The organism is Bradyrhizobium sp. F1.13.3, from assembly GCF_040548265.1.
Classification (GTDB): Bacteria; Pseudomonadota; Alphaproteobacteria; order Rhizobiales; family Xanthobacteraceae; genus Bradyrhizobium.
In genome coordinates this window covers 548,887-572,788 of record NZ_JBEPRI010000002.1, presented here as the reverse complement: position 1 = coordinate 572,788, position 23,902 = coordinate 548,887, and the positions used below count along the sequence as shown (strand labels likewise).

Sequence of the window (23,902 nt, the reverse complement as noted above, 5' to 3'; positions counted from 1 at the left end):
ATCCGGCTTAGGCTTTGGCCCGAAACACGCCCGTGCTCTTGGGGAAGCCATGAACGCCTCAGCCAAACCAGCCGCCAAACGCCGGCTTCTGCTCGCCTCCGACCGGAGCGACGAGAGCACCGAGCTCGCCAGCATCCTCAAGGCGGTCGGCGACGTTGCCACGGTGACGACGCAGGAGCTCCCCGAGCAGCCCTCGCGCGATCTCTCCGGCCTCGTGGTCGACATCAATTTGCGCTCGCCCGAGAGCGTGCAGCGGGTGCGCAACAAGCTGCGCGGCGACGCCTATCGCGCGATGCCTCGTCTGTTCGTGCTTGCGGACGCCCTGCATCACGGCACCATGCAAGCCTGGGCGCTGGGCGCCACCGACACCATCTCGCGGCCGCTTCAGCCCGAGGACATCCTGCAGCGCATCCGTGCGGCCTTCCCCGACACCGCCGTCTATGACGCGACCGATCGCGGCAAGACGCTCAACCGCGGCGTCGAGGCCGCGCACGCGGTGCTGAAGAAGATGTTCGAGAAGCTGCCGCTCGGCGTGCCCCTGACCTTCGACGATGTCATCGCCGCCGAGAGCAAGATCCTGAAGGCGATCAAGCACTCCTCGCTGCGCGAGTGGCTCACCACGGTGGGCTGCCACCATGTCGGCAGCTACCGCCACTGCCTGTTCGTGACCGGATTTGCGGTCTCCTTCGCCCAGCATCTCGGCATGCGCGAGGACGACCAGCGCCGGCTGACCCGTGCCGCGCTGCTGCACGACGTCGGCAAGGCCTTCGTCCCCTCCGCGTTGCTCGACAAGCCGGGCAAGCTCACCGACGAGGAGATGGCCGAAATCCGCCAGCATCCGCGCCGCGGCTATGACGCGCTCGCAGCGCAAGGCGGCTTCCCGCCGGAGATGCTGGACGTCGTGCTGCATCACCACGAATTCCTCGACGGCTCCGGCTATCCCAACAATCTCTCGTCGAACCAGATCAGCGATATCGTGCGGGTCACGACGATCGTAGACATCTACGCGGCACTCGTGGAGAAGCGCGCCTATCGCATGCCCTTCACCCACGCGCGAGCGTTTGCGATGATGGAAGGCATGGGCGGCAAGCTGGACCAGCAGCTGTTGCAGGCGTTCCGCCCGGTGGCGCTGGGATCGTTCTGAACTCGGTGTCGTAGCCGTAGGGTGGGTTAGCGTAACCCACCATGCTTCCGCATTTGCCGGACGAACTTGGTGGGTTACGCCTTCGGCTAACCCACCCTACTTTACGCCTCACCCCACCATCTTCCTCAACTCCGCCTTCGCCACCTTCTCCAGCGTCGAGCGCGGCATGTCGTCGACGAAACGGATCTCGCGCGGCACCTTGAAGTCGGCGAGGCCGGCGCGGCAGGCGGCCATCACCGCCTCGTGCAGATCGGGCCGCGCACCCGCGACGCCGCCCTGCGGAATGATGAAGACGACCGGCACCTCGTCCAGCATCGGGTGCGTCTTCGCCACCACGGCGGCCTCGCGCACGCCGGGGACGACTGCGACCACCTGCTCGATCTCGGACGCGGCGACGTTCTCGCCGCCGACCTTGAGCATGTCCTTGCTGCGGTCCCCGAAGCGGATGTAGCCGTTCTCCAGCCGCACCACGCGATCACCGGTGAGAAAGAAGCCGTGCTCGTCGAAGCTTTCGCGGGTCGCCTTCTCATTGTGCAGATATTCGGCGAACAGCGACAGGCCGACGATGCCCTTGATCGAGAGGTTGCCGGTGTCGCCGACCTCGGTCGGCCTGCCGTCGTCGTCGGTGATGCGGATCTGATATTCGCTCGCGGCGCGGCCGATCGACATCGGAATGTTGGGCTGGTCGATCTCGCCGACGATGCCGTGGGTGATGGTCTCGGTCATGCCCCACCAGCCGATCATCTTGACGCCGAAGGCGGCGAAGGCCGGCGGTTCGTTGATCGCGGTGCCCCACAGACGGAATTTGTGATCGCGCGGGATTTCCTGCTCGAGCAGCGCCTTCATGCAGAACGGGATCGTCGAGGTCCAGGTCGAGCCGTGCTCGCGCGCGGCGCGCCAGAACCGGCTGGCGGAAAAGCGCGGCTGGATCACGCAGGTGGCACCGACCCAAAGCGTCGCCAGCATCGAATAGGCCAGCGCGTTCGTATGGAACAGCGGCAGATAGGTCTGATGCACGTCGCTTGCGTGCAGGTCCTCGTGCGCGGCGTTGATCTTGGCGCCCCACAGCGCGTTGGCGTGGGTCCACAGCACCGCCTTGGGGCGCGATGTCGTGCCCGAGGTATATTGCACGCTGCACGGCGCGAGCGGATCGGTCGCGCGCCTGGGACGGTCGGCACTGTCGGCGAACAACTCCTCAAAGCTGTCGCTGCGCGAAACCGGTTTTGCGGGCGCCGCGCCCGAATCATGCGAGGTCACCGCCATCCAGCGGATGTTGCGGCAGTTCTGTGCGACGATCTCGGCATAGGCCGGCTGCGTGATCGCGGCGACCGCGCCGCAATGATCGGCAAAATAGTCGAGCTCGGCCGGTGCCGAGCGTGTGTTGGTGGTCACCGCGATCGCGCCCAACTCGACACACGCGAACCAGGCCAGCAGCGCCTCGATGCAATTGTCGAGGTGAATGAGCACATACTCGCCCGGCTTGACGCCGCGCTTCGCCAGTCCCGCCGCGAGCGCCCCGACCCGCTCGTGAAACTCGCCATAGCTCCAGCGCCGCGCGGGCGCGTCGAACGGCGCCCAGATCAGGAATGGATGCGAGCTGCGCACCTCAGCCCGCATCTTCAGCAGCCAGGGCACGTCGAGCCCGTCGAACGGGCCCACGATTCCGGCGGCGGTTTGTTGAACTGGCATGGCTCCTCCCGTGCAGCCTGCATCTTGCCGGCGGCTGCGTTTTCTTTATTGCGTCTTCCTGCTCTCTCCGCCGTCATTGCGAGCGTAGCGAAGCAATCCAGAATCCCTCCCCGGAGACAGTCTGGATTGCTTCGTCGCAAGGGCTCCTCACAATGACGGTGCGTGGGGCGGGCGACTTGGCCTTACCGGCCGTCAGTCCTCATAAGACGAAATCTCGATCAGGCTGCCATCCGGATCCCTGCAATAGACCGAGCGCAGGGTGCCGCGGGCGCCCTGCTTGGGAACCGGGCCCTCTTCGATCGCGACGCCATGTGCCTTCAAATGCGCCACCACCTCGTCGGGGCTGGCGGAGGTGAGGAAGCACAGATCCTCGCTGCCGGCGGTCTGGTGGTCCGCGGTGAACCACTCCACCTTGTCGGCATCGCGAGGCCGGACGTTGATCTTCTGGTTACCGAATTGTAGCGAAGTCCGCGGCGCTTTGCCGCCGCCGGGGTCGAACACCTTGACTTCCATGCCGAGAATCTTGCCGTACCACGCGGCGGTCACTGCGACGTCCGCGACGTTGATCACGAGATGATCGAGGGCTTCGACCTTGACCGCCATGCCTTATCCTTTCGTCGCGATGCGCCCCGTGCACTTTCCGCCTGCGGCAAGCTTTGTTACAAGCGCGCCGACGCCATTTTCAAGCTATCTGGCTTCAAGAACAACACTTGGGAGAACCCTTGAGATGATCACTCGCCGTACCGCGCTGAGCCTGCTCGCCGCCAGTCCGCTTGCAGCCAGCCCGCTGTCGAAGGCGCTTGCCGCCGACTACCCGACCCACCCGGTGAAATGGGTGGTCGGTTATCCGCCGGGCGGGGCCACCGACATCCTGGCGCGGCTGATCGGTCAGCGGCTGTCGGAGAAGTTCGGCCAGCAATTCGTGATCGAGAACAAGCCGGGTGCCGGCAACAATATCGCCACCGAATCGGTCGTCAACGCCGAGCCCGACGGCTACACGCTGCAACTGGTCAATCCGGCCAACTACATCAACGCCTCGCTCTACACCAATCTGAAGTTCAACTTCGTGCGCGACATCGCGCCGGTCGCCTCGTTCCAGCGCGTGCCGAACGTGATGACCGTCAACAAGGACGTGCCGGCCAAGACCGTCGCCGAATTCATCGAATACGTGAAGGCGAATCCCGGCAAGGTCAACATGGCCTCCTCCGGCAACGGCACCTCGGTGCATCTGTCCGGCGAGATGTTCATGGCGCTGACGGGCTGCAAGATGCAGCACGTGCCCTATCGCGGCGCCGCGCCCGCGATCACCGACATGCTCGGCGGCCAGGTGCAGGTGATCTTCGACAACATGCCCTCGATCATCCAGCACATCCGGTCCGGGGCGCTCCGCGCCATCGGCGTCACCACGGCGGAGCGCTCGCCGCAGCTGCCCGACGTGCCGGCGATCGGCGAGACGGTGAAGGGCTACGAGGCGAGCGCGCTGTTCGGCATGGGGGCGCCGAAGAACACGCCCAAGGAGATCATCGCCAAGCTCAACAGCGAGATCAACACGCTCATAAAGGAGCCGGACATGGCCAAGCGCCTGGTCGAACTCGGCGGCGAGCCGCGGGCGCAGACGCCCGAGGCGTTCGGCGAGGAGATCAAGGCCGAGACCGAGAAATGGAAGAAGGTCGTCGAGTTCGCCGGCCTCAAGGTCGAGTAGCGATCTTGTGATGTCCGTGATCGAAGCCCTGCCCGTTCGGCAGGGCTTTTTTCTTGCGTATCAAGGTTTCTTGCACGCCAACGCCGTCGATCTGGAATAAAACGGCGTGACGAAACCTGATGCTATATGGCGCGTATCTCGCGCTGTGAGGATAGGAGTTGGGATCATGCGCAAGACGCAATTGGCACTGCTGGGCCTCGGCGCCACACTCCTTGCCGGCTTCTCCGCCGTCACGCCCGCAGCGGCGCGCGACTATCCCTGGTGTGCCCAGGGCGGTGAGTATGACTATCCGGGCGAATGCTCCTACAGCACCTATGAACAATGTCAGGCTAGCGTGTCCGGCCGACTGCTGTACTGCGATCGCAATCCCCGCTTTGCCTACAGCCAGGTTTCGCCGGCGCAACCGCGGCCGCACCGGCGACCGCGGCCCGTCGCGCCGTACTAGCGAGCTGGCTGATTTCAGCCCGGACAGAGCGCTTCGTATAGGCCCAACCGCTCCATCCGGCCTGCGTTGCGGCTACCGCTTCGCGTCGGCCTGCTCGATCCCGTTGCACGAGATCAGCATCGTATAGGGCCGCGCGTTGCCCGCGATGTCGGTGGTCTTGATCTCGCCCTTCGGCTCGGCAGTCTGGTAGGGCACCACGGAGTTGTCGAGGAAATCGCGCAGCGCGCCGGTCTTGATCGCGAAATTGATGTTCTCGGGGATGTTGCCGGTCGCGGCCGCGACCCGTAATCCGTCCAGCTTTCCCGTAACGACGCCGACGATCTGCCCGGTCGTGTCGAACAGCGGGCCGCCGCTATTGCCGGGCTGCACCGGCGCACCGATTTGCAGGAAACGCGAATCGTTCCGCATGCCGCTGAGCGAGCTGACGATGCCGGTCGTCACGGTGAAGTCCGAAGTCAGCAGCCCATGGAAGGGAAAGCCGATCGCGACGACGGAATCGCCGGAGCGGATCGAGCGGTCGCGGATCCGGGCGAACTCCTTGAACGTGGTCGTCGACGGCGCCTGCAGCAACGCGAGGTCGTTGTTGGCGTCGCTCGACACCACGCGCAACACCATTCCGGCTTCACCCGTGAGATTGCCCTTGATGTCGCCGACGCAGCCATTGATCACATGGTTATTGGTGACGACGTGCCCGCTGGCACTCACGACAAAGCCGGTACCGCTTTTGGCTCTGGCGGGCTTGCTCGCCGACGGGGATGCCTGTTTGTCGGGCGCGGCCTGCGGCTTTGCCGCAACCTTCGTAAAGTCTCCAGCCCTGCTCAGCCCGTCGGCTTTGACCTTGGTGACGCAATTGGCCAACGCCGCGATCACGGGCCCGGCTGAGGTCAGGTCGAAGTTCAGGACGGTGCGGCCGCTCGTCGCCACCATCAGGCTCGCCTTCTGAAACGTTCGTACCACGTTGGCAGGCATGACGGAGCTGAGCATGTTCGTCTGGTTGGCCGTGGCGAACAGTCTGGCCTGCTCCTGTCCGTCAAAGATGACGTCGATCGCGGCGTTCTCGCCCTTGGTGAAGCGGTAGCTGGGACTCGCAAAGCTCAATATCCACGAGCCCCCAGAATTCTGGCCGACGACGAGGATGACGCCGTTGGCATAAGGCGCCGTCGCGGCACAATGCGAGAAGGCTCCCGTTTCGTCATTGCTGAACGCGCCGCCGACCCAGTTGCCGATTTTTACGCTGCCGAATGGCCCGGCCGCGTGCGCTGCGGTAACGACGCCAAGCTGCAATAAAGACGCAACGATGAATGACTTAAGCCACATACTTTCCCCCAGAGCGCATTCGCGCGCATCTTATCTGTGGCAGGAGGTGACGCGCAACCGGCAGTTGTCCGGCGAGGGACCAGTGTTGAGAGGCGACGTTCGGGCTTGCCTTTACTTTGCGATCCGATATACTTTGCAATACAAAGTAACGGGGCCGATATTCCCGGCAAGCATGGGCGGAGCGAGGTTTTGGCGTTGCCAATGCGCGATCTCGACAAGGCACTGGCCGACATCGTGGCGATCCGCAGCCAGATTGCGGCCGGCACGGCATTCCGCGGCTACGGCCCGGCGACGATGGCCGCGACCGGCGCGGTCGCGCTTCTCACCGCGATCCTGCAATTCTGGTTGCTCGATGATCCCACCGGCGAGCCGCTCGGTTTCTTCTTCGGGTGGTTCATAGCCGCCGCGCTCTCCGGCCTGATCATCGGCGTCGAGATGCGCGCACGTTCGCGCCGCCATCATTCAGGCCTCGCCGATGCAATGATCCACCAGGCAGTCGAGCAGTTCCTGCCCGCAGGCGTTGCCGGTGTGCTGCTTGCAGTGGTGATGTGGAAGTTCGCGGGCGAAACGCTGTGGCTGCTGCCCGGCCTGTGGCAGATCCTGGTGTCGCTCGGCATTTTCGCCTCCGTCCGCTCGCTGCCACGCACCGTTGCGCTCGCCGGCGCCTGGTACTTCATGTCCGGCTTCGCGGTGGTCGTGCTCGCGAGCCAAACCCACACGCTGTCGCCATGGACCATGGGCCTGCCTTTCTTGATCGGGCAGTCGGTGATGGCAGGCATTCTTTATTTCGCATCCGGAGACCATGATGTCGAAGACTGACAGCGCACCCTTCTCTTATGAAGGACTGGACCGCGTGATCCACGAAAAGGCGAGGCTCGGACTTCTGACCTCGCTGATGGCGCATCCGAAGGGTCTGGCGTTCGCCGATCTCAAGCAGCTCTGCGGCCTCACCGACGGCAATCTCAGCCGGCATCTCGCCGTGCTCCAGGAAGCCGGCCTCGTCGAGGTGACCAAGGGCTATGAGGGCAATCGCCCGCACACGACCTGCCGCCTGACCAAGGCCGGCCGCCGCCGCTTCCTCGATTATCTCGCCGTGCTCGAACGCCTGGTGCGCGACGCCGCCAAGGCCGCCGGCCGCGAGACGGCGCCGTTCGGCCGTCTCGGTATCGTCTCGACCTGATCCTCTTCCCTTTTTTGACCGGAGACTTTGCAATGCAAAGTGACCTTGCGTCCCGCAACGAGAAGCTTCACGTCGGCATCATCATGGACGGTAACGGCAGATGGGCGACGCGGCGCGGCCTGTCGCGCGTGCGCGGCCACGAGGCCGGCGTCGAGGCGATCCGCCGCATCGTCGAAGCCGCGCCCAAGCAGGGCATCGGCACGCTGACGCTCTACGCCTTCTCGACTGACAATTGGCGAAGGCCGAAGGCCGAGGTCGGCGCGCTGATGACGCTTCTGCGCTTCTATCTCGCCAACGAGGTGCAGAGCCTGGTCAAGAACGGCGTGCGCCTCACCGTGATCGGCCGCCGCGACCGCCTGCCCGACGGCATTGCCAATGCGATCGCGCGAGCGGAAGGCGCCACCGCGGAGGGCAGCACGCTTCATCTGCGCATCGCCGTCGATTATTCCGCGCGCGATGCCATCCTCAACGCGGCCGCGAAGGCGGCGGCGCTGACGAGTCTCACCCGCGAGGCGTTCTCGCAGCTCGTCACCGGAGAAGCTGGTTTGCGCGACGTCGACCTCATCATCCGCACCTCGGGTGAGAAACGGCTGTCGGACTTCCTGCTCTGGGAAGGTGCCTATGCCGAGCTGCACTTCACCGAGCGGATGTGGCCCGAATTCGACGCGGGCGATCTCGCCGCGGCCCTGGCCTCCTTCCACGGCCGCGAGCGCCGCTTCGGCGGCCTGCAGGCGATCGTGCCGGAGGAGGTGCCGTCACTCTCTCGCGTGTGACGCCCGGCACTGAGGAGCGAACTGTTCGTTTTCGGCCGCAAGATTGGCGGCAATGTCCAAGCGGTCAGCGCGCGGTCTCGGTTAGGTGTGCATTCGATGCAACCTGCCGAGAGCCTCGCGCATGTCACAGTTATTGCTGGATGCCGTTGTCGAGTCGGTCGAAGGAGGCGCGGTCCGTATCAGGCCGGCCAGCGCGTCCGATGTCGAGAGCCTCTCGATCTATTTCACGGGCCTCTCCACGACATCGCGCAACAAGCGTTTCATGGGTGCGCGGGCGGACTTTGCCGTGGTCGCGGCCGAATGCGTCGCCAGGACCAGCCATCCCGATCAGTTCACCCTGCTCGCCGAGATCAGGCAGGAAGGGCGAGGCACGATCATCGGCGAAACCAGATACGCCTACGATGCGGCTGCACGGCATGGTGATTTCGCCATCTCGGTTGCCGATGGCTTTCAGCGCAAGGGCGTCGGCCTCCGGATGATGACGGCCTTGGAGAGGCACGCGAGCGATCTCGGTCACGAGATGATTGCAGCAGAGACCGCGCGCGTGAACGCCGAGATGCGCGGCCTTGCGAAGAAGGCGGGGTTCGAGGATACCGGTCTGGGAGACTGGCAGTCGGTCCACCTGGCGAAGCGTTTGTCGCGGCTGCGGGGCTTGCCACAAATTTGAGCAAGCGCGCGACGCCGATCGTGCCCTACTATCTCCCTGCGGCGGGAGCTTTGGTCGGATGCGCGCAGTTCTGGATTATTGCACCGGTGGGACAGAGCGGCAGGTTGTGGCCGGCACGATTATCGTCGCCGAGGGCGGCACCACCGGCCATCTTTATGTGCTGATGCAGGGCAAGCTCGAAGTGCTCAAGGGCGAGATGGTGGTCGCCACCGTGGTCGAGCCCGGTGCGGTGCTGGGCGAAATGTCGGTGCTGCTGGGACAGCCGCACACTGCGACCGTACGGGCCTGCTCCGACTCCATCGTTTACGAATTCGAGGATGCCGCCTCGTTCCTCAAGCAGGAGGCGGGCGTGGCGCTTCTGATCGCCAAGATGCTGGCGCAGCGGCTCAATGTCGCCAACACCTATCTCGCCGATCTCAAGCAGCAATATGCCGGCCACGGCACGCATCTGGCCATGGTCGGCGAGGTGCTCCAGAGCATGATCAACCTGCCGCCGCTCGAGGTCTCGCCAGGCTCGGATCGGCAATCCGATCCAAGAATGTGAGCCAGTCGGGCGGCGCCTCGATCGGAGCGGCGGGCCGCTTCAGCGGCGCGCCAAGATCGATCGATTGCGCCTCACCGGCCGCAAGCCAGAACGCCCTGTCCGCATCGAGGTCCAGCACGATATATGTCGGCGGACGGCCGGGTTGCAGGCCGGTGTTGAAGACCCAGGTCTGGCCGAGCCGGTCGAACCACGAGCCATCGGTAATGAACGGCGACTGATGCACATGGCCCGAGATCACCATCGAGGGCTGGTACTGCATGATCCATTGCACCAGCTCGACGTCGCCGAAAAAACGCTTGCCGCCCCAGCTCGTCGGTGAATCCGCCGGCGGCGCATGATGGATCCAGATCCAGCGCTGCGGCCGGCCGGCCGCGGCGGCGGCGAGCTGCGCGACGAGGCGCTGCTTGACCAGCGGCCCATCCCACCATGGGCACACCGTGAACAGCGTGTCGCCGACGGTGAGGCTGTCACCGTCGCAGGCAACGCCCAACTCGCGCACCTCCGAGATCCAGCGCGAGATCTTTTCGCCTTCCGCATTGCGCTCGTCGAGATCGTGATTGCCCGAGCAGAGGATCACGCTTGTCTTCGCGGCGAGCAGGGCGAGGTATTTCTTCACCACCACGATCTGCGCGCGAAAATCCACCATCGAGCCAATGTCGAGCGCATCGCCGGCGAAGATCACGAGGTCGAATTGCGGAGCGGCGCTGACGAGCCAGTCGAGCTGAGGCAGCGAATAGTGCAGGTCGGCCACGACCAGGCAGCGCATTGGAAATCCACGGGTGAGACGTCAAAAATGTTCGGGATTGCAAAATATCTGAACGCAAGAAGCGGACCAGTGGCATTTCTTGCCAATTCAACGCGGGCAGTATGCTGCGGCCCATCCGCGGGTGCAAGCATCGAAGCGTTGCCGGGCTGGACCGGATCATCGAATTCTGATGTCGTAGCGTATCCTCAACAGCTCGTGCCCCCAACAGCTCGTCTCCCAATGACCTCCTTCAAGACCATTCGTGCTCGCGCCGAAAAACGCAAGGGCGGGCCCAAGGCGCTCGAAAAGCTGATGCCCGAAAAGCCCGACTTGAAGGGCCTCGCCAAACGTGGAGACGACCGCATCCTCGCAGAGATGACGAAGCGTGTGTTTTGCGCCGGCTTTGCCTGGAGCGTGATCGAGAAGAAATGGGACGGGTTTGAAGACGCCTTCCTGCGTTTCCAGCCGGCCAAGCTCACCTTTCAGCCGGAGGATTATTGGGAGGGCCTGCTGCGCGACGCGCGCATCGTGCGCAACGGTGCCAAGATCATGTCAGTGCGCGACAACGCCGCCTTCGTCCAGGAGATCGCAAAAGAGCACGGCAGCTTCGGCAGGTTTTTGGCGAAATGGCCGCCGTCCGACCAGATCGGCCTGCTCGATCTCCTGAGCAAACGTGGCAGCCGGTTAGGAGGGAATACCGGCCAGATGCTGCTGCGGTTCGTCGGCTGGGACGGCTTTGTGACGTCCAGGGACGTCGTGGCGTGCCTGCGCGATGCCGGTCTCGACATTGGCGAAGAGGTCAAGTCGAAGGGCGATCTCGCCAAGGTGCAGGCGCAGTTCAACGCCTGGGCCGAGGAGACCGGGCTGTCCTACACATATCTGTCACGCATCTGCGCGCTGTCTGTCGGCGAGAACAGAAGCGAGTAGCGAATTCGGCTCTTGGAATGTCGAATCATGTGCGTCCTGTGGCGATCTCGTGCCGCAAGCGCGGCAGACGCGACGCGCGATCACGAAATGCATTCCTCAGGAACATTTGTGCGCAGCACCCGTTCGGGACATTGAGCCAGGCGAACATCGGCGCAGGGAACGCCCGCTCTGGCTCAGCTCAATGAAACCGACGTGACAGAAACGGAGCAGCTCATGAAGCTCACATCCGAACAGGTGAAGCAGACCGTCAACCAGCTCGGCGCTCAGGTGCTGCCCGACGAGCATCCCGCCATGCCGCAGCTCAACAGCATGTTCGGCGAGCACACTTTCTTCGTCGATGAGACGGGGCTGAAGGTCGTCGAGCCCACGGCACCGCCCGGCACGGAGCGCCAGAGCGGCGAAGTCGTCAGCCTCGCCGATTGGGGCGATTCCGAGCTGACCCGCCTGATGGCGCACGAGCCCGAGCCGACCGGCGTGATCGTGGTGTTCGAGCACGTGAGGCATTGATCGGCCCGTCGGATCGACCTTCGGTGGCGAGTCTGAAAACCCGCCACCGTACACTCACGGCGAGCGCGCTCTGCGCGCCTGTCGGCGTTCGCCAAAAGCCCGTCAGTTCGGTTCAGATGCCGAGAGTCAGCTGCGGCTCCGCATCGTCCCCGACCTGGAGGGAAGACAGCGAGACCCCCAGCAGCCTGACGCTCTTGGGCAGCGGCATCTCGACTTCGAGCAGGCCGCAAGCCAGGCGCTCCAGATCGTCCCGGCCTGCGACCGGTGAAGGGGCGGACCTGCTGCGCGTGATGATCTCGAAGTCGGCGAATTTGATCTTCAAAGTGACGGTGCGGCCACGGCTGCCCGTCGCCTCGCAGTGGCGCCACACCTTGTCGACGAGCGGCTTGAGCTCGGCGACCAGCGCGTCGAATTCGGTGAGATCGTTTGAAAACGTGGTCTCCGCGCCGATGGACTTGCGGACCCGGTTGGCCCGGACCGGCCGTTCGTCGACACCGCGCGCGATCCAGTAGTAATAGGCGCCCGACTTGCCGAAATTCGCATTCATGAACTCCAGCGTCTGACGACGAATATCGAGACCGGTGAACATGCCGAGCGCGTTCATCTTCGCGCCCGTGGCCGGGCCTATCCCGTGGAATTTTCCGACCGGAAGCGTCTCGACGAAGGCGGGTCCCATCTCCGGTGAGATCACGAATTGACCGTTGGGCTTGCGATGGTCGGAGGCGAGCTTGGCCAGGAACTTGTTGTAGGAGATGCCGGCCGAAGCGTTGAGGCCCGTCTCGGCCTTGATCCTCTCGCGGATCCTAAGTGCGATATCGCGCGCCAGCGGGATGCCTTGCAGATTCTCCGTCACGTCGAGATAGGCCTCGTCGAGCGACAACGGCTCGATGATCGGGGTGTGCTCCGCGAAGATGTCGCGGATCTGCCTAGAGATCGCCTTGTAGACCTCGAAGCGCGGCTTGACGAAGACCAGATCGGGACATTGTCGCTTCGCCGTCACGGATGGCATGGCGGAGCGAACGCCGAACTCGCGGGCCTCATAGCTGGCGGCCGCGACGACGCCACGTTCTGCGGAGCCTCCGACCGCGACCGGCTTTCCGCGCAGCTCCGGATGATCGCGTTGTTCCACGGACGCGTAGAAGGCATCCATGTCGATATGGATGATCTTGCGGACGGGCGAGGCTTCGCCGGTCGCCGTGTCGGATTCGCTCATGGCAGGATGATACAATCGAGCGGCGTGAAGTGCGAGGTGAGGGGTGATTCACAGAGCAATCTCAAGCTTGTGAGTGGCAAGCATGGGCATGCGCTCTAATATGAGCCTGCGGAGGACAGCCCATGCAATACAGCTCCGAACTCATTCGAACGATGCGTCAGGCGCTGGAGGCCGTGATGGCGAGCGTGCCGCCCGATCAATCGGTCTTCGGCCTGAAAGCGGCCGTAGCCGAATGCATCCTGAAGACGGCCGCACACGGTCAGACGTCTTACGACGGACTGGTCACGTCGGCTTCCGACCAGGTCCAGGCGATCATCTCGATGCTGACGTGAGGGTCGGCTCGGTGGAGCAGGCGATGACTCCAGCTTGCATTGGAAGAGACTGGCGCACCCGACACGATTCGAACGTGTGACCTTTGCCTTCGGAGGGCAACGCTCTATCCAGCTGAGCTACGGGTGCTAGTCGAGGTTCATTTAGCCGATTGGCGAGGGGCGGGCAACCGCTTCCGCCGTTTCCGGCTCGGCTGATTTGCGGGCGACGCGGCCAGGAACCGGCACGCCGTCCCGCCCGAGGTCGGCGAGGCAAGGGCGCCTGGCCTCGTAGAAGGCCTGCCAGTGCTTATTGTGCCGATCACCTCGGAGGCGGCGACGCCGGTCAGCCGCACGGCATAGGAATCCGCAACGTCGACCGTCTGGCTGACGTTTTCCCCGGCTTCCCCATCTCAGGCCACCGCCGCCACCGGCAAGGCATGGTTTGGGCCGAACAGCTTTCGCACTTCGCTGGCCGGCTTCGGTCTGCTGAAAAGATAACCCTGCATCTCCGTGCAGCCGAGCGCGCGCAGCATCTCGCGCTGCGCCTCGGTCTCGACGCCTTCCGCGACCGTGGTCATGTTGCTGGCGGCGGCGATGTTCACCACCGCCTGCACGATCACGGGCGCGCCGCTCGCCTCGGCGATATCGGCGACGAAGCAGCGGTCGATCTTGATCTTGTCGAACGGAAAGCGCTTGAGATAGCTGAGCGAGGAGTAACCGGTGCCGAAATCGTCGAGCGCGATGCGCACGCCGATCGCGCGGAGCTGGTGCAGGATCGAGAGCGCCGCCTCGTCGTCGCGGATCAGCACGGCCTCGGTGATCTCGAGTTCGAGCCGGCACGGAGCAAGTCCGGAATCCGCGAGCGCGCCGGCGATCCGCAGCGCCAGCGTCTCGCATTTGAGCTGCACCGGCGAGACGTTGACCGCGACGCGCACATGCGCCGGCCAGGTCGCGGCCTCGTTGCAGGCCATGCGCAGCACCCAGTCGCCGAGCTCGTTGATCAAGCCGGTGTCCTCGGCAATCGGGATGAACTCTGCCGGCGACACCATACCGCGCTCGGGATGCCGCCAGCGCAGCAGCGCCTCGCAGCCCGTGACATCGTTGGTGCGCAGGTCGACCAGCGGCTGATAGTGGATCTCGAAACCGCCGTTCACCAGCGCCTGGCGCAGATCCTGCTCCAGGCTCAGGCGCGCCTTGGCGCTCGCATCCATCTCCGGTTCGAAGAAGCGGTGAGTGCGGCGTCCTTCCGCCTTGGCGCCGTACATCGCGAGATCGGCATTCTTGATGAGCTGGTCGAGATCGGTGCCGTCCTGCGGCGCCATCGCGATGCCGATGCTGGCATCGGTGGAGAGCTGATGGCCGAAGCAGTGATAGGGCCGGCGGATCGCCTCGAAGATCCGCGTCACGAATGATACCACGTCGGCGGATGAACTGATCCCGGTCTGGATCACCGCGAATTCGTCGCCGCCGAGCCGCGCGATCAAGTCGCCCTGTCCAAGGCAGCCGCGGATGCGCGCCGCAATGCCCTTCAACAGCTCGTCGCCGACGTGATGACCGAGCGAATCGTTGATGCCCTTGAACTCGTCGACGTCGACATAGAGCAGCGCGAACTGACTGCCGCCGCCGACCTTCTCCAGTTCACGCTCGATCTGCTCGCGGAACAGCGCCCGGTTCGGCAGGTCGGTGAGCGCATCGTAATGCGCCATATGCGCAATCTTCTCGTCAGCGCGCCGCCGTTCGGTGACATCCTCGACCACATTGATGAGGTAGCGCGGCTCGCCGGATTCGTCGCGGATTCCGATCCGGGTCGAGGTGATGTAGCGCAGCCCCTTGGCCTGGCTCTGCCAGGCATGCTCGTCCTTGAACAAGCCCCCTCCCGCCTTCAGCGCCTTGCTATCGTCGTCGGTGACGATTTTGGCGGAGGCATCCGGGTATATGTCGAAGGGGGTCTTGCCAACGATGTTTTCGCCTGATTGGCCGAATTGCTCTTCGGCGGTCCGGTTGACCAACAGATATCGCCGCGTGTGAGCATCCTTCACCGTGATCTGCGACGGGATGTGGTCGATAATCTCGCGCAGGAACATGTAATTGCGGTCGCGTTCCTGCTCCAGCTTGCGGCGCTCGGTGATGTCTTCGATCGTGGCCACCCATCCGCCCTGCGCGAGCGGGGTGTTGATGACCTGGAAAGCGCGGCCACTCGGCAATTGATGGGTTCTCGTGGAGACCGTGCCCTCGGCGACGATCCTCATGACGTCGGCGCAAAATGCCTCGACATCGCCGTCGAACGCGCCGCGCTCCCTGCGATGATACATCGCCTCGCGGATGTGACAGCCGGGCTTGATGACATCGTGAGAGAGGCCGAACATGTCGGCGTAGCGGCGGTTGCAGGTGACGATGAATCCGGCGGCATCGTACAGGATCAACCCTTGCGACATGTTGTTCAAGGCGGTGTCGAGCCGCCCGCGCTCCGCCTCCAGCCGTTGCTGCGCCTCGCGATTCTGCCGGTTGATCTGGCGAACGATCAGAAACAGGATCAGCGCAATCACCGTGGCCGAAAGCGCGGCGGTGGTGACCATGAAGCCGGTCTGCTGCCGCCAGTCGGCCAGCGCGGCTCTCGTGGTGTTGGTCGCGACGATGACCAGCGGGAAATGCGACAGCGAGGCCCCGGAGCCGAGGCGCTCGTCGCCGTCGATCGGGCCCTTGACGCGCAGGGTGTGCCGGCCACCTTCGGCAAGCATCTTGCGCATCAGCGGCGCGTCCTTGAAGTCCCTGCCGATCAGCTCTTCGACATGCGGGTAGCGCGACAGCATCTTGCCATTGCGGTCGAACAGCGAGATCGCCGTGCCCTCTGCAAGCGCAACGGACGCGAAATAGTTCTGGTAGCTGTCCGGATCGATCCGGCGGACCATCGTGCCGAAGAAGCTGCCGTCCGCGCCGCTCAGCCGACGCGCGACAATCGTGGTCCATTTTCCGATGATGAAGCTGCGGACCGATTCCAGCGCCACCGGTTCGGCCATCGGATTCGATTTGAAGGTCTGAAAGTAGGCGCGCGAGGAGATGTTGATCTTGGGCAGCGGCTGGGCCCGCGACCAGTTGATCAGTTCGCCGTCGGCATCGTAGATCGCGATGTCGCCGAGGTAAGACACCGGGCCGATCTTGCTGCGCAGCATCTGGTTCGTCGCGGGTCCGGACATGCGCTCGCGGAACATCGCGGCCGAACTGATCTCCGGCAGATTCATCTGCCCGATCACATCGGCAGCGACGACGTCGGAGTCTTCGAATTGCTGATCGAAGTGCCGCGCGATCAGCTGCACCGTATTTTCCAGCTCGCGCTCGCGGTTGACCATGGTACGTTCGCGAAATTCGCCGACGGCCATGGCGGTCACGGCGAAGATCCCGGCGACCAGCAACACGCCGCACAGGGTGAGCCACAGCACCGGTCCGCGCCGAATGGCCGCCTCCCAGCCGTGCTTCGCGGCTAGGAACATTCCGGCTGCAATCCCTGCAAAGACCTGGCGCATTCCCCCTCCCTGGAGGGACAGGGATACACCACACAAATGGCGTAAAGCTTAGGAAAGCCAGTTACCTGAGCGTTAATCTCGTTGCGTGATCGCAATCGTGTTCAGCGAGCCGCTGCGCTGCATCATGAATCGCGCGTTAATGCGAGCTGCCCGCACTCTTGTCGCCGCCGAGACTGCGCAGCCGTCCGACCACGCCGGTCGGAAAGAAGTAGACGCTGGCGATGAAGAGCAGCCCGAGCCACAGCAGCCAGCGGTCGGGATGCAACAGTCCCGGCAGCAGCGGCAGGCCGGCTTCCGACGCCGCCTTGGAGGCGACGCCCATCAGCGACTGCAGATAGTTCTGGGCGAGGATGAAGATGCTTGCCCCGATGATTGCGCCGTAGATCGTGCCCATGCCGCCGATCACGACCATCAGCAGAATGTCCAGCATGATCGAGAAGCTGAGCGAGGTATCGGGGCCGGCATAGCGCAGCCACAATGCATTGAGAATGCCGGCGCCGGCGGCGACCAGTGCGGCGATGCAGTTGGCGTAGGTCAGGTGGAAGACGGTGCGGAAGCCGAGCGCCTCGGCGCGGAAGCGGTTTTCGCGGATCGCCTGCAGCACGCGCCCGAACGGCGAGTTCACCACCCGCAGCAAAGCGAGGATCATCAGGGTCGAGACGGCGAACACCAGATAATAGGTCAGGATGCGGCCGTTGACCTCGAATCCGAGCACGTTCTTCGAGATCAGCACCGTGCCGGGCCTGAGCAGCTCGGGCAGCTGAAAGCTGCGTCCGTCTTCGCCGCCGGTCAGCCAGGACAGCTGCGAGGCCAGCACCTGGAAGGCGGATGCGACCGCGAGCGTGATCATGGCAAAGAAGATCGCGGCCACCCGCAGCGAGAACAGTCCGATCGCAAGCGCAAGCAGCGCGGCAAGCGGCAGGCCGACCACGATGCCGGTTGCAACCGCGCCCCAATTCGGGCCCATCCCGTACAGCGCGATCGCGATCGCGTAGCTGCCGATCCCGTAGAACATGGTGTGTGCGAACGACACCGAGCCGGTATAGCCGAGCAGCAAATCGTAGGAGGCGACGAGCGCGGCGAAGACGCAAATCTTGGCCGCAACGTTCAGTGCCTTCGCCCCGGGAAACAGGAACGGCGTCGCCACCAGCGCCAGGATGATGACGACGAGAACGAGCGCGAGCACGCGGCTGCGCGGCGGATCGCCTGACAGGATCATCATCGGCTGGTCACCGCATAGAGGCCGCGCGGCCGCCACATCAGAATGGCGACCATCAGCAGGATATTGGAGACGAGGGCGAGCTTCGGCACCAGGAAGCCGCCGTAATTGGCAATCATCGCCACCAGGATCGCGCCGATGAAGCAGCCGCCGATCGAGCCGAGGCCGCCGATGATGACGACGATGAAGATCAGGACGGTGAGGTCGTCGCTCATGGAGGCGTGGACCTGCTCGCGATACAGCGCCCACATCACGCCGCCGAGGCCGGCCAGCGCCGATCCCGTCATGAACACGCCGAGGAACAGACGGCGGATGCGATAGCCGAGCGCCTCGACCATCTCGCGGTTCTCGACGCCGGCACGGATCAGAAGGCCAAGCTTGGTCCGGTTGAGCACGAGCTGGATCGCGATGAAGACGGCGAGGCCGATCAGCGTCGCCAGCACGCGGTATTTCGCGATCGCGACGTCGCCGAGGATGAAGGAGCCGCGCAGCGACGTCGGCAGCGGTGTCGGGATGATCTGTGGCCCCCACACCGCATAGAGCGTCTGCTCGGCGACGATCAGGCCGCCCGTCGTCATCAGGATCTGTTTCAGATGCTGGCCGTAGACGGGCAGGATCAGCACCCGCTCGACGATCAGGCCGAGCGCGCCGGACACTGCCATCGACAGCAAGGCCGCCGGCGCCAGCACCGCGAGGTTGATCCACAGCGAATCAGCCTGGAGGGAGGCCGCGAACGGCGCCAGCACCAGGGTCGCGACATAGGCCCCGACCGCGATGAAGGCGCCATGGCCGAAATTGAGCACGTCCATCAGGCCGAACACGAGCGTGAGCCCCGAGGCCATGATGAAGATCATCATGCCCATCGCGAGGCTCGCGGCCGTCAGCGTCAGCCAAGTGCTGGGTGAGCCGATCAGCGGGATCATCACGAGGGCGACGGCGATCGGCAGCAGGATCGGCGCGATGTCGCGCTTCGGCTTCGGCAGCGGATCGGTTGCGGCGAGCTCGGTCATTGATGCGTCTCCAGGCTCAGACCGAGCAGTCGCTCCTGCAGCGGCACGTCGGAGGCCAAGGCCGCCATCTCGCCGCGATGAACGATGGTGCCGTTGTCCATCACCAGCACGTCGTCGCCGAGCTCGCGGGCGGCAAAGAAATTCTGCTCGACCATCAGGATGGTGGCGCCCTTGCGCTTGATCTCCTTCAGGCACTCGATCAACGCCATCACGATTGCCGGAGCCAGGCCCTTGGTCGGCTCGTCGATCAGCAGGAGCTTGCGCGGTTCGACGATGGCACGGGCAATCGACAACATCTGCTTCTGTCCGCCCGAGAGACTTCCCGCGCGGGACAGCCAGAACCGGCGCAGCGCGGGGAAGAAGCCGAAAATCCAGTCGAGCTGGGCGTCGTCGAGCGGTCCGTCGCGCGCCGCCAGCACGAGATTTTCCTTCACCGTGAGGTCGGAGAACACCGCCATGCTCTCCGGCACGTAGCCGACGCCGAGCCGCGCGATGTCGGGCGTCGCACGGCTCTCGATGCGCTCGCCGGCGAGACTGATCTCGCCGGAAGAGGCCTTCCAGAGGCCCATGATGGTGCGCAGTGTCGTGGTCTTGCCGGCGCCATTGCGGCCGAGCAGCATCGTGGTCTGCCCCTGCGCGACAGCGAGATCGATACCCTGGAGGATGTGATAGCGGCCGATATGGGTGTGCACCCCGGAGAGCCTCAATAGATCGGTCACGCGGCGCTCCCTGCAACATTCTTGGGCGCGACACCGAGATAGGCCTCCTGCACGATCGGTGACGCGATCACTTCGGCAGGCCTGCCGTCCGCAACAAGCTGCCCGTTATGCAGCACGATGATGCGGTCGGCGAGCGATCGCACCACATCCATCTTGTGCTCGACCAGGAGAATGATCCTGCTCTTGTCCTGCTTAAGCTGCGCGATCAGGTTCAGCACGACCGGCACCTCGTCGATGCTCATGCCTGCGGTCGGCTCGTCGAACATGAACACCTTCGGTTCGAGCGCCATCATCAGCGCGACCTCGAGCTTGCGCTGATCGCCATGCGACAGTGCGGTCGCGGCGACGCCACGGCGGCCGCCAAGCGCGACCTGATCCAGAATAGCATCGGCGCGGGCGATCAGATCGCGGCGGACCATCCATGGCCGCAGCATGTCGTAGTGAGTGCCGTCGGCGGCCTGCACGGCGAGGCGGACGTTTTCCTCCACCGAGAGATTGGGAAAGAGATTGGTGAGCTGGAAGGCGCGCCCCACGCCGGCACGCGTCCGCATCGGCGCGGAATGCTGGGTGATGTCGGTGCTGTCGAACAGGATGCTGCCGCTCGATGCGCGGAGCTGACCGGAGATCAAGTTGAAATAAGTGGTCTTGCCGGCGCCGTTCGGCCCAACGATGGCGGTGAGCTCGCCCGGCCGGAAACTGCAGGTGACGCTGTTGACCGCGACATGGCCGCCGAAGCGGATAGTGAGGTCGCGGGTTTCAAGGGTCAGCGTCATCGGTCTAGCAAATGGTGAGAGAGGAATATTTCCGCGATCGCGCCGCGCTCCCTCTCCCGCTTGCGGGAGAGGGGTGGGGAGAGGGTGTCTCCGCAATCGAGAGCCCCCAAGAGGACAGAGCCCTCTCCCGGCCTCTCCCGCAAGCGGGAGAGGTGAAGAAGCACCTACCGCTTGTTCTTGATCGGAACGTTCATGTCCTCGATCTTCAGCTCGCGCACCGGCTCGAGCACGGCCCAGGCGACATTCGGATCGACCTTGACCTTGAAGTGATACATGCTCTGGAGCGCCTGATGGTCTTCCTTGCGGAACATCATCTTGCCCTTCGGCGTGTCGAACTCCAGGCCTTCCATGGCGCTGATCAGCTTCTCGGTGTCGGTCGATTTCGCCTTGGTGACCGCGGCGACGACGGACATCGCGGCGGCGAAACCGCCCGCGGTGAAGAAGTCCGGCGGTGCATTGAAGCGCTTCTGGTGCTCGGCGACGAACCAGTCATTCACCGGGTTCTTCGGGATCTCGTAGAAATAATAGGTCGCGCCTTCCATGCCGGGCAGGCCCTTGTAGGCGGCGAGCGCCGGCAGGATGTTGCCGCCGGTGGACAGTTCGATGCCGTAGCGCTTCGGATCCATGTCCTGGAGTTTTGCCAGCGGATTGCCGGCGCCGGCCCAGATCACCCAGATCACCTTGCGGCCCGGCTTGTCCTTCAGCGCGTCGAACAGGCGCTGGCCGACCGCCGTGAAGTCCGTGGTCGAAGTCGGGGCATATTCTTCGGCGGCGAGCGTCGCGCCGGTCTTGCCGAGCGCCTCTTTGAAGGCGGCTACGCCGTCGCGGCCGAAGGCGTAGTCCTGCGCCAGCGTCGCGACGGTGACGCCCTGCTTGCCGATCGCGACCGCGTTCGAGATCGCATCCTGCGACGAGTTGCGCGCGGTGCGGAAGATGTAGCGATTCCACTTCTCGCCGGTAATCTGATCCGCGACCGCGGGCTCGACGATCAGGATCTTCTTGTTTTCCTCGGCGACGGGCAGGATCGCGAGCGCCGCGGCCGACGAGGTCGTGCCGATCGCGATGTCGGCCTTGTCGTCCTGATAGGCTTCCGCGAGCGCGGCCTTGGATAGATCCGGCTTGCCCTGGTCGTCCTTGGTGATGACGACGATCTTGCGCCCGTCGAGCGTCATGGTGCCCTTGGTGGCGTATTCAAAACCCATCTGCAGGCCGGTCTCGGTCTGCTTGGCATAGGCCTCGAGCGGGCCGGTCTTGCCATAGATCAGCGCGACCTTGAGATCGTCGGCCTGTGCGGACGTGCCCGCGGCGAGGGCGAGGATGGTTGTTGTTAAGATGAGCGAGCGGCGCACGATGGTCCCTCCTGGTAAATTCTTTGGCCATAGCGATTTGCACAACCGTGCAGACATTGCAATTCCACCTTCCGGCGGGACCACGCGAAGGGCATGTGTGACATTGTCCCGCCCGGCCGCGCCGGATCGCTTCTGCCGAGGAAATCGGCAGATGCAATTGTTGACCTCACCCGTGGAACGGGCTGCTCAAGCTTTGGAAATCAACGATCAAGGCCGGGGCTTACCGCCTGTATCCGTTCGCCCGGGAATAGCCCTGCCGGTTCTGTTGGGTCGAGCGGTTTGTGACGCCGGCGCGTGCTTCGCTGGAGATGGGCGTTGCGAGCTTCAGCTCCTCCAGGAAGATCGGCCGTGAGAAATAATAGCCCTGCGCGTACCGGATTTTGGTCGCAGCCTGGAGGTAGGCGAGCTCCTCGTAGGATTCGATGCCTTCGGCAATCACGGTCATGCCGAGCGCTTCGCTCAGGGATTCGATCGCGCGCAGGATGCCCTGGTTGCGTGGGCGCTTATGGATATCGGTGATGAAGGACCGGTCGATCTTGATCTCGTCCGCGGTGATGTCGGCCAGCGCCGAGAGCGAGGAATAGCCGGTGCCGAAATCGTCGATCGAGATGGCGACGCCGAGCTTGCGGAACATCGGCAGGATCTCGGCCTGGAAATGATTCTTGGCGACGAAGGCGTCTTCCGTCACCTCGATCATGAAGCGCTGCGGAAAGCCGGTGTCGTCGAGCGCCTGGGCGAAGCTGCGCATGAATTCGGGGTTGCCGGCCTGCTTGGCCGCGACGTTGATGCTGATGGTCGCTTCCGCACCGAACGTCTCGTTGATCAGGTCGATCGACTTGACGATCTCGGCGAGCACGAGATGAGTCAGCTCGTCGATCAATCCGAGTTCGGTGGCAAGATTGATGAACGAGCCCGGCGCCTGGATCACGCCCTCGTCGTCGCGCAGCCGTACCAGAGCCTCGATCCCCTTCACGTCCTGCGTGCGGATGTCGACCTTGGACTGGAAGGCGCAGCAGAAGCGTTTCTCGAGGATGGCGAGCCGCAGCGACTGCTCGATCTTCATTCGCGCCAGCGCCTCGCGCTCCATGCTGGAGTCGAAGAAGGCCGCCGATCCCTTGCCGTCATTCTTGATGCGGTACATCGCGATGTCGGCGTTCTGACGCAGTGTCTCGAAGCTACTTCCGTGATCGGGGTAGAGGCTGATGCCGACGGGGGTTGAGGCGAACACTTCCGAATTGTCGATGAAGAACGGCGCCGTCAGCCGCTCCAGCGTCGATTGCATAAATTCGGCGACTTCCTCCTGGCTCTGGATCGGCGACAGCAGCAGCAGGAATTCGTCGCCGGAGATGCGCGACAGCATGTCCGAATCGCGCAAGCCGCGTCCAAGCCGCTTCGACAGCTCGACCAGCAGCGCATCTCCCACCGCGTGGCCGTAATAGTCGTTGATGTGCTTGAAATTGTCGACGTCGAGAAAGGCGAGCGCAAAGCGCTCGCCGACGCGACCCTGCGCGAGCAGGCTGGTGGCGCGATGTTCGATAACGCGCCGCGAGGGCAGGCCGGTCAGCTCGTCGAAATAGGCCGAGCGGAACAGCTGGTCCTCGAAATTCTTCTGCTCAGTGATGTCGGAGGAGGCCGAGATCAGCAGCTCGCGTCCGTCGAGGCGGATCGGACGATGAGTGGTCAGCAGCACCTGGCGTGCGGCTCCGTCGTGGAGCGCTTCCTCGGCGACGACCGCCTGGCCGGAGCTCAGGGCCTGCCGGCAGGCTTCCAGGCGCGATGCGAGATCGCGCGAGGGGCGGCTGCCGTCCATGCCGAGCTGGGCGGCCGCGACATCGTTGACCAGGAGAAGTTCGCCCTGCGCGTCCTGCACGGTCAAGCCGGCAGGCAGCATTCTAACGATTTCCTTGAGGAATCCGAGTTCGGCTTCACTCGCGCCGGAATATTTGTTGTCGTTCATAGAAGTCATGAATCTTGTTGTTTCAGCGCGACTTTGCAATGGCCGCGATCTTGCGCGGTTCCCTCTTAAGTTTGGTTAAGGGGTCCGGAGAATTACGGTGGTGTTTTGCGGCGATGCGACGCGCGCAGCCCATCGTCATTAACAGGGCGTCAACGCGCTCGGCGAAACCGCGAACGACGCGCGCGAACGG

The 23,902-nt window shown here is 64.0% G+C and carries 23 protein-coding genes and 1 tRNA gene; 11 read left to right on the top strand and 13 right to left on the bottom strand.

Translation table 11 applies throughout. From position 1 onward, the window contains the following. Positions 1 to 49: 49 nt before the first annotated feature. Positions 50 to 1,144, top strand: coding sequence for an HD-GYP domain-containing protein (locus tag ABIB66_RS07485; RefSeq protein ID WP_007616064.1), 1,095 nt, complete (start codon positions 50 to 52; stop codon positions 1,142 to 1,144). Between the two features lie 108 nt (positions 1,145 to 1,252). On the opposite strand, the gene ABIB66_RS07480 is transcribed toward ABIB66_RS07485, so the two are convergent. Both ABIB66_RS07480 and ABIB66_RS07475 read right to left on the bottom strand, forming a co-directional pair. Further along, complete coding sequence (locus ABIB66_RS07480) at positions 1,253 to 2,833, bottom strand: ATP-dependent acyl-CoA ligase (RefSeq protein ID WP_354254646.1); 1,581 nt, start codon at positions 2,831 to 2,833, stop codon at positions 1,253 to 1,255. 192 nt (positions 2,834 to 3,025) lie between these two features. Next, the gene (locus tag ABIB66_RS07475; protein WP_275168687.1) at positions 3,026 to 3,436 is read right to left on the bottom strand and encodes a VOC family protein; all 411 of its coding nucleotides are present in this window, start codon (positions 3,434 to 3,436) and stop codon (positions 3,026 to 3,028) included. Positions 3,437 to 3,560: 124 nt separating this feature from the next. Here ABIB66_RS07475 and ABIB66_RS07470 point away from each other — a divergent pair, with 124 nt between their 5' ends. Continuing rightward, entirely contained in the window at positions 3,561 to 4,535 is a 975-nt protein-coding gene (locus tag ABIB66_RS07470) for a Bug family tripartite tricarboxylate transporter substrate binding protein (RefSeq protein WP_027514642.1), read from the top strand. A gap of 166 nt (positions 4,536 to 4,701) precedes the next feature. Further along, positions 4,702 to 4,980, top strand: a complete 279-nt coding sequence (locus tag ABIB66_RS07465) for a DUF3551 domain-containing protein (protein ID WP_275168685.1) — start codon at positions 4,702 to 4,704, stop codon at positions 4,978 to 4,980. 72 nt (positions 4,981 to 5,052) lie between these two features. Here ABIB66_RS07465 and ABIB66_RS07460 read toward each other — a convergent pair whose 3' ends face one another. Continuing rightward, positions 5,053 to 6,297, bottom strand: coding sequence for a S1C family serine protease (locus ABIB66_RS07460; protein WP_354254644.1), 1,245 nt, complete (start codon positions 6,295 to 6,297; stop codon positions 5,053 to 5,055). A 201-nt stretch (positions 6,298 to 6,498) separates the two neighbouring features. Between ABIB66_RS07460 and ABIB66_RS07455 the strand changes: the two genes are divergently transcribed. From ABIB66_RS07455 to ABIB66_RS07435, 5 genes are all read left to right on the top strand, one after another. Next, complete coding sequence (locus ABIB66_RS07455) at positions 6,499 to 7,116, top strand: hypothetical protein (protein WP_354064488.1); 618 nt, start codon at positions 6,499 to 6,501, stop codon at positions 7,114 to 7,116. Continuing rightward, positions 7,103 to 7,477 (top strand): transcriptional regulator, encoded by a 375-nt coding sequence (locus ABIB66_RS07450; RefSeq protein ID WP_354064490.1) that lies wholly within the window; start codon positions 7,103 to 7,105, stop codon positions 7,475 to 7,477. Before ABIB66_RS07455 ends, ABIB66_RS07450 begins: the two co-directional genes overlap by 14 nt. A 32-nt stretch (positions 7,478 to 7,509) precedes the next feature. Next, positions 7,510 to 8,250: a di-trans,poly-cis-decaprenylcistransferase gene (locus tag ABIB66_RS07445; RefSeq protein ID WP_354064492.1), complete on the top strand. Its 741-nt coding sequence runs from the start codon at positions 7,510 to 7,512 to the stop codon at positions 8,248 to 8,250. Between the two features lie 121 nt (positions 8,251 to 8,371). Continuing rightward, a complete protein-coding gene (locus ABIB66_RS07440; RefSeq protein WP_354205816.1) occupies positions 8,372 to 8,917 on the top strand; it encodes a GNAT family N-acetyltransferase in 546 nt (181 codons plus the stop codon). A 58-nt stretch (positions 8,918 to 8,975) separates the two neighbouring features. Continuing rightward, positions 8,976 to 9,461 (top strand): Crp/Fnr family transcriptional regulator, encoded by a 486-nt coding sequence (locus ABIB66_RS07435; RefSeq protein WP_354205818.1) that lies wholly within the window; start codon positions 8,976 to 8,978, stop codon positions 9,459 to 9,461. Here the strand turns inward: ABIB66_RS07435 and ABIB66_RS07430 are convergent. Next, a complete protein-coding gene (locus ABIB66_RS07430) occupies positions 9,400 to 10,227 on the bottom strand; it encodes a metallophosphoesterase family protein (protein WP_354205820.1) in 828 nt (275 codons plus the stop codon). The genes ABIB66_RS07435 and ABIB66_RS07430 overlap by 62 nt on opposite strands. A gap of 219 nt (positions 10,228 to 10,446) precedes the next feature. Here ABIB66_RS07430 and ABIB66_RS07425 point away from each other — a divergent pair, with 219 nt between their 5' ends. Continuing rightward, entirely contained in the window at positions 10,447 to 11,133 is a 687-nt protein-coding gene (locus ABIB66_RS07425; RefSeq protein ID WP_354254642.1) for a DNA-3-methyladenine glycosylase I, read from the top strand. A 213-nt stretch (positions 11,134 to 11,346) separates the two neighbouring features. Continuing rightward, entirely contained in the window at positions 11,347 to 11,640 is a 294-nt protein-coding gene (locus tag ABIB66_RS07420) for a hypothetical protein (protein WP_007598221.1), read from the top strand. Positions 11,641 to 11,752: 112 nt separating this feature from the next. Here the strand turns inward: ABIB66_RS07420 and dinB are convergent, their stop codons facing one another. Further along, positions 11,753 to 12,853 carry a DNA polymerase IV gene (dinB, locus tag ABIB66_RS07415; RefSeq protein WP_354254640.1) on the bottom strand — a complete coding sequence of 367 codons (1,101 nt, stop codon included), beginning with the start codon at positions 12,851 to 12,853 and terminating at the stop codon, positions 11,753 to 11,755. Between the two features lie 122 nt (positions 12,854 to 12,975). On the opposite strand from dinB, the gene ABIB66_RS07410 reads away from it, so the two are divergent. Next, the gene (locus ABIB66_RS07410; protein ID WP_275168672.1) at positions 12,976 to 13,185 is read left to right on the top strand and encodes a hypothetical protein; all 210 of its coding nucleotides are present in this window, start codon (positions 12,976 to 12,978) and stop codon (positions 13,183 to 13,185) included. Between the two features lie 50 nt (positions 13,186 to 13,235). Here the strand turns inward: ABIB66_RS07410 and ABIB66_RS07405 are convergent. The 8 genes from ABIB66_RS07405 to ABIB66_RS07370 form a co-directional block, all read right to left on the bottom strand. Further along, a tRNA-Arg gene (locus ABIB66_RS07405) sits at positions 13,236 to 13,312 on the bottom strand. A gap of 262 nt (positions 13,313 to 13,574) precedes the next feature. Beyond that, the gene (locus ABIB66_RS07400) at positions 13,575 to 16,685 is read right to left on the bottom strand and encodes a bifunctional diguanylate cyclase/phosphodiesterase (RefSeq protein ID WP_354254638.1); all 3,111 of its coding nucleotides are present in this window, start codon (positions 16,683 to 16,685) and stop codon (positions 13,575 to 13,577) included. 136 nt (positions 16,686 to 16,821) lie between these two features. Then, a complete protein-coding gene (locus ABIB66_RS07395; protein ID WP_354205847.1) occupies positions 16,822 to 17,907 on the bottom strand; it encodes a branched-chain amino acid ABC transporter permease in 1,086 nt (361 codons plus the stop codon). After that, the gene (locus tag ABIB66_RS07390) at positions 17,904 to 18,914 is read right to left on the bottom strand and encodes a branched-chain amino acid ABC transporter permease (RefSeq protein ID WP_027566072.1); all 1,011 of its coding nucleotides are present in this window, start codon (positions 18,912 to 18,914) and stop codon (positions 17,904 to 17,906) included. Before ABIB66_RS07390 ends, ABIB66_RS07395 begins: the two co-directional genes overlap by 4 nt. Further along, positions 18,911 to 19,633: an ABC transporter ATP-binding protein gene (locus ABIB66_RS07385; protein WP_275168666.1), complete on the bottom strand. Its 723-nt coding sequence runs from the start codon at positions 19,631 to 19,633 to the stop codon at positions 18,911 to 18,913. The genes ABIB66_RS07390 and ABIB66_RS07385 overlap by 4 nt, the downstream gene beginning before the upstream one ends. Further along, on the bottom strand, positions 19,630 to 20,406 hold the full coding sequence (locus ABIB66_RS07380; RefSeq protein WP_354254636.1) for an ABC transporter ATP-binding protein: 777 nt from the start codon (positions 20,404 to 20,406) through the stop codon (positions 19,630 to 19,632). Before ABIB66_RS07380 ends, ABIB66_RS07385 begins: the two co-directional genes overlap by 4 nt. A gap of 164 nt (positions 20,407 to 20,570) precedes the next feature. After that, positions 20,571 to 21,755 (bottom strand): substrate-binding domain-containing protein, encoded by a 1,185-nt coding sequence (locus tag ABIB66_RS07375; protein WP_354205851.1) that lies wholly within the window; start codon positions 21,753 to 21,755, stop codon positions 20,571 to 20,573. A gap of 220 nt (positions 21,756 to 21,975) precedes the next feature. After that, a complete protein-coding gene (locus ABIB66_RS07370) occupies positions 21,976 to 23,712 on the bottom strand; it encodes a putative bifunctional diguanylate cyclase/phosphodiesterase (RefSeq protein ID WP_354254634.1) in 1,737 nt (578 codons plus the stop codon). Positions 23,713 to 23,902 lie beyond the last annotated feature (190 nt).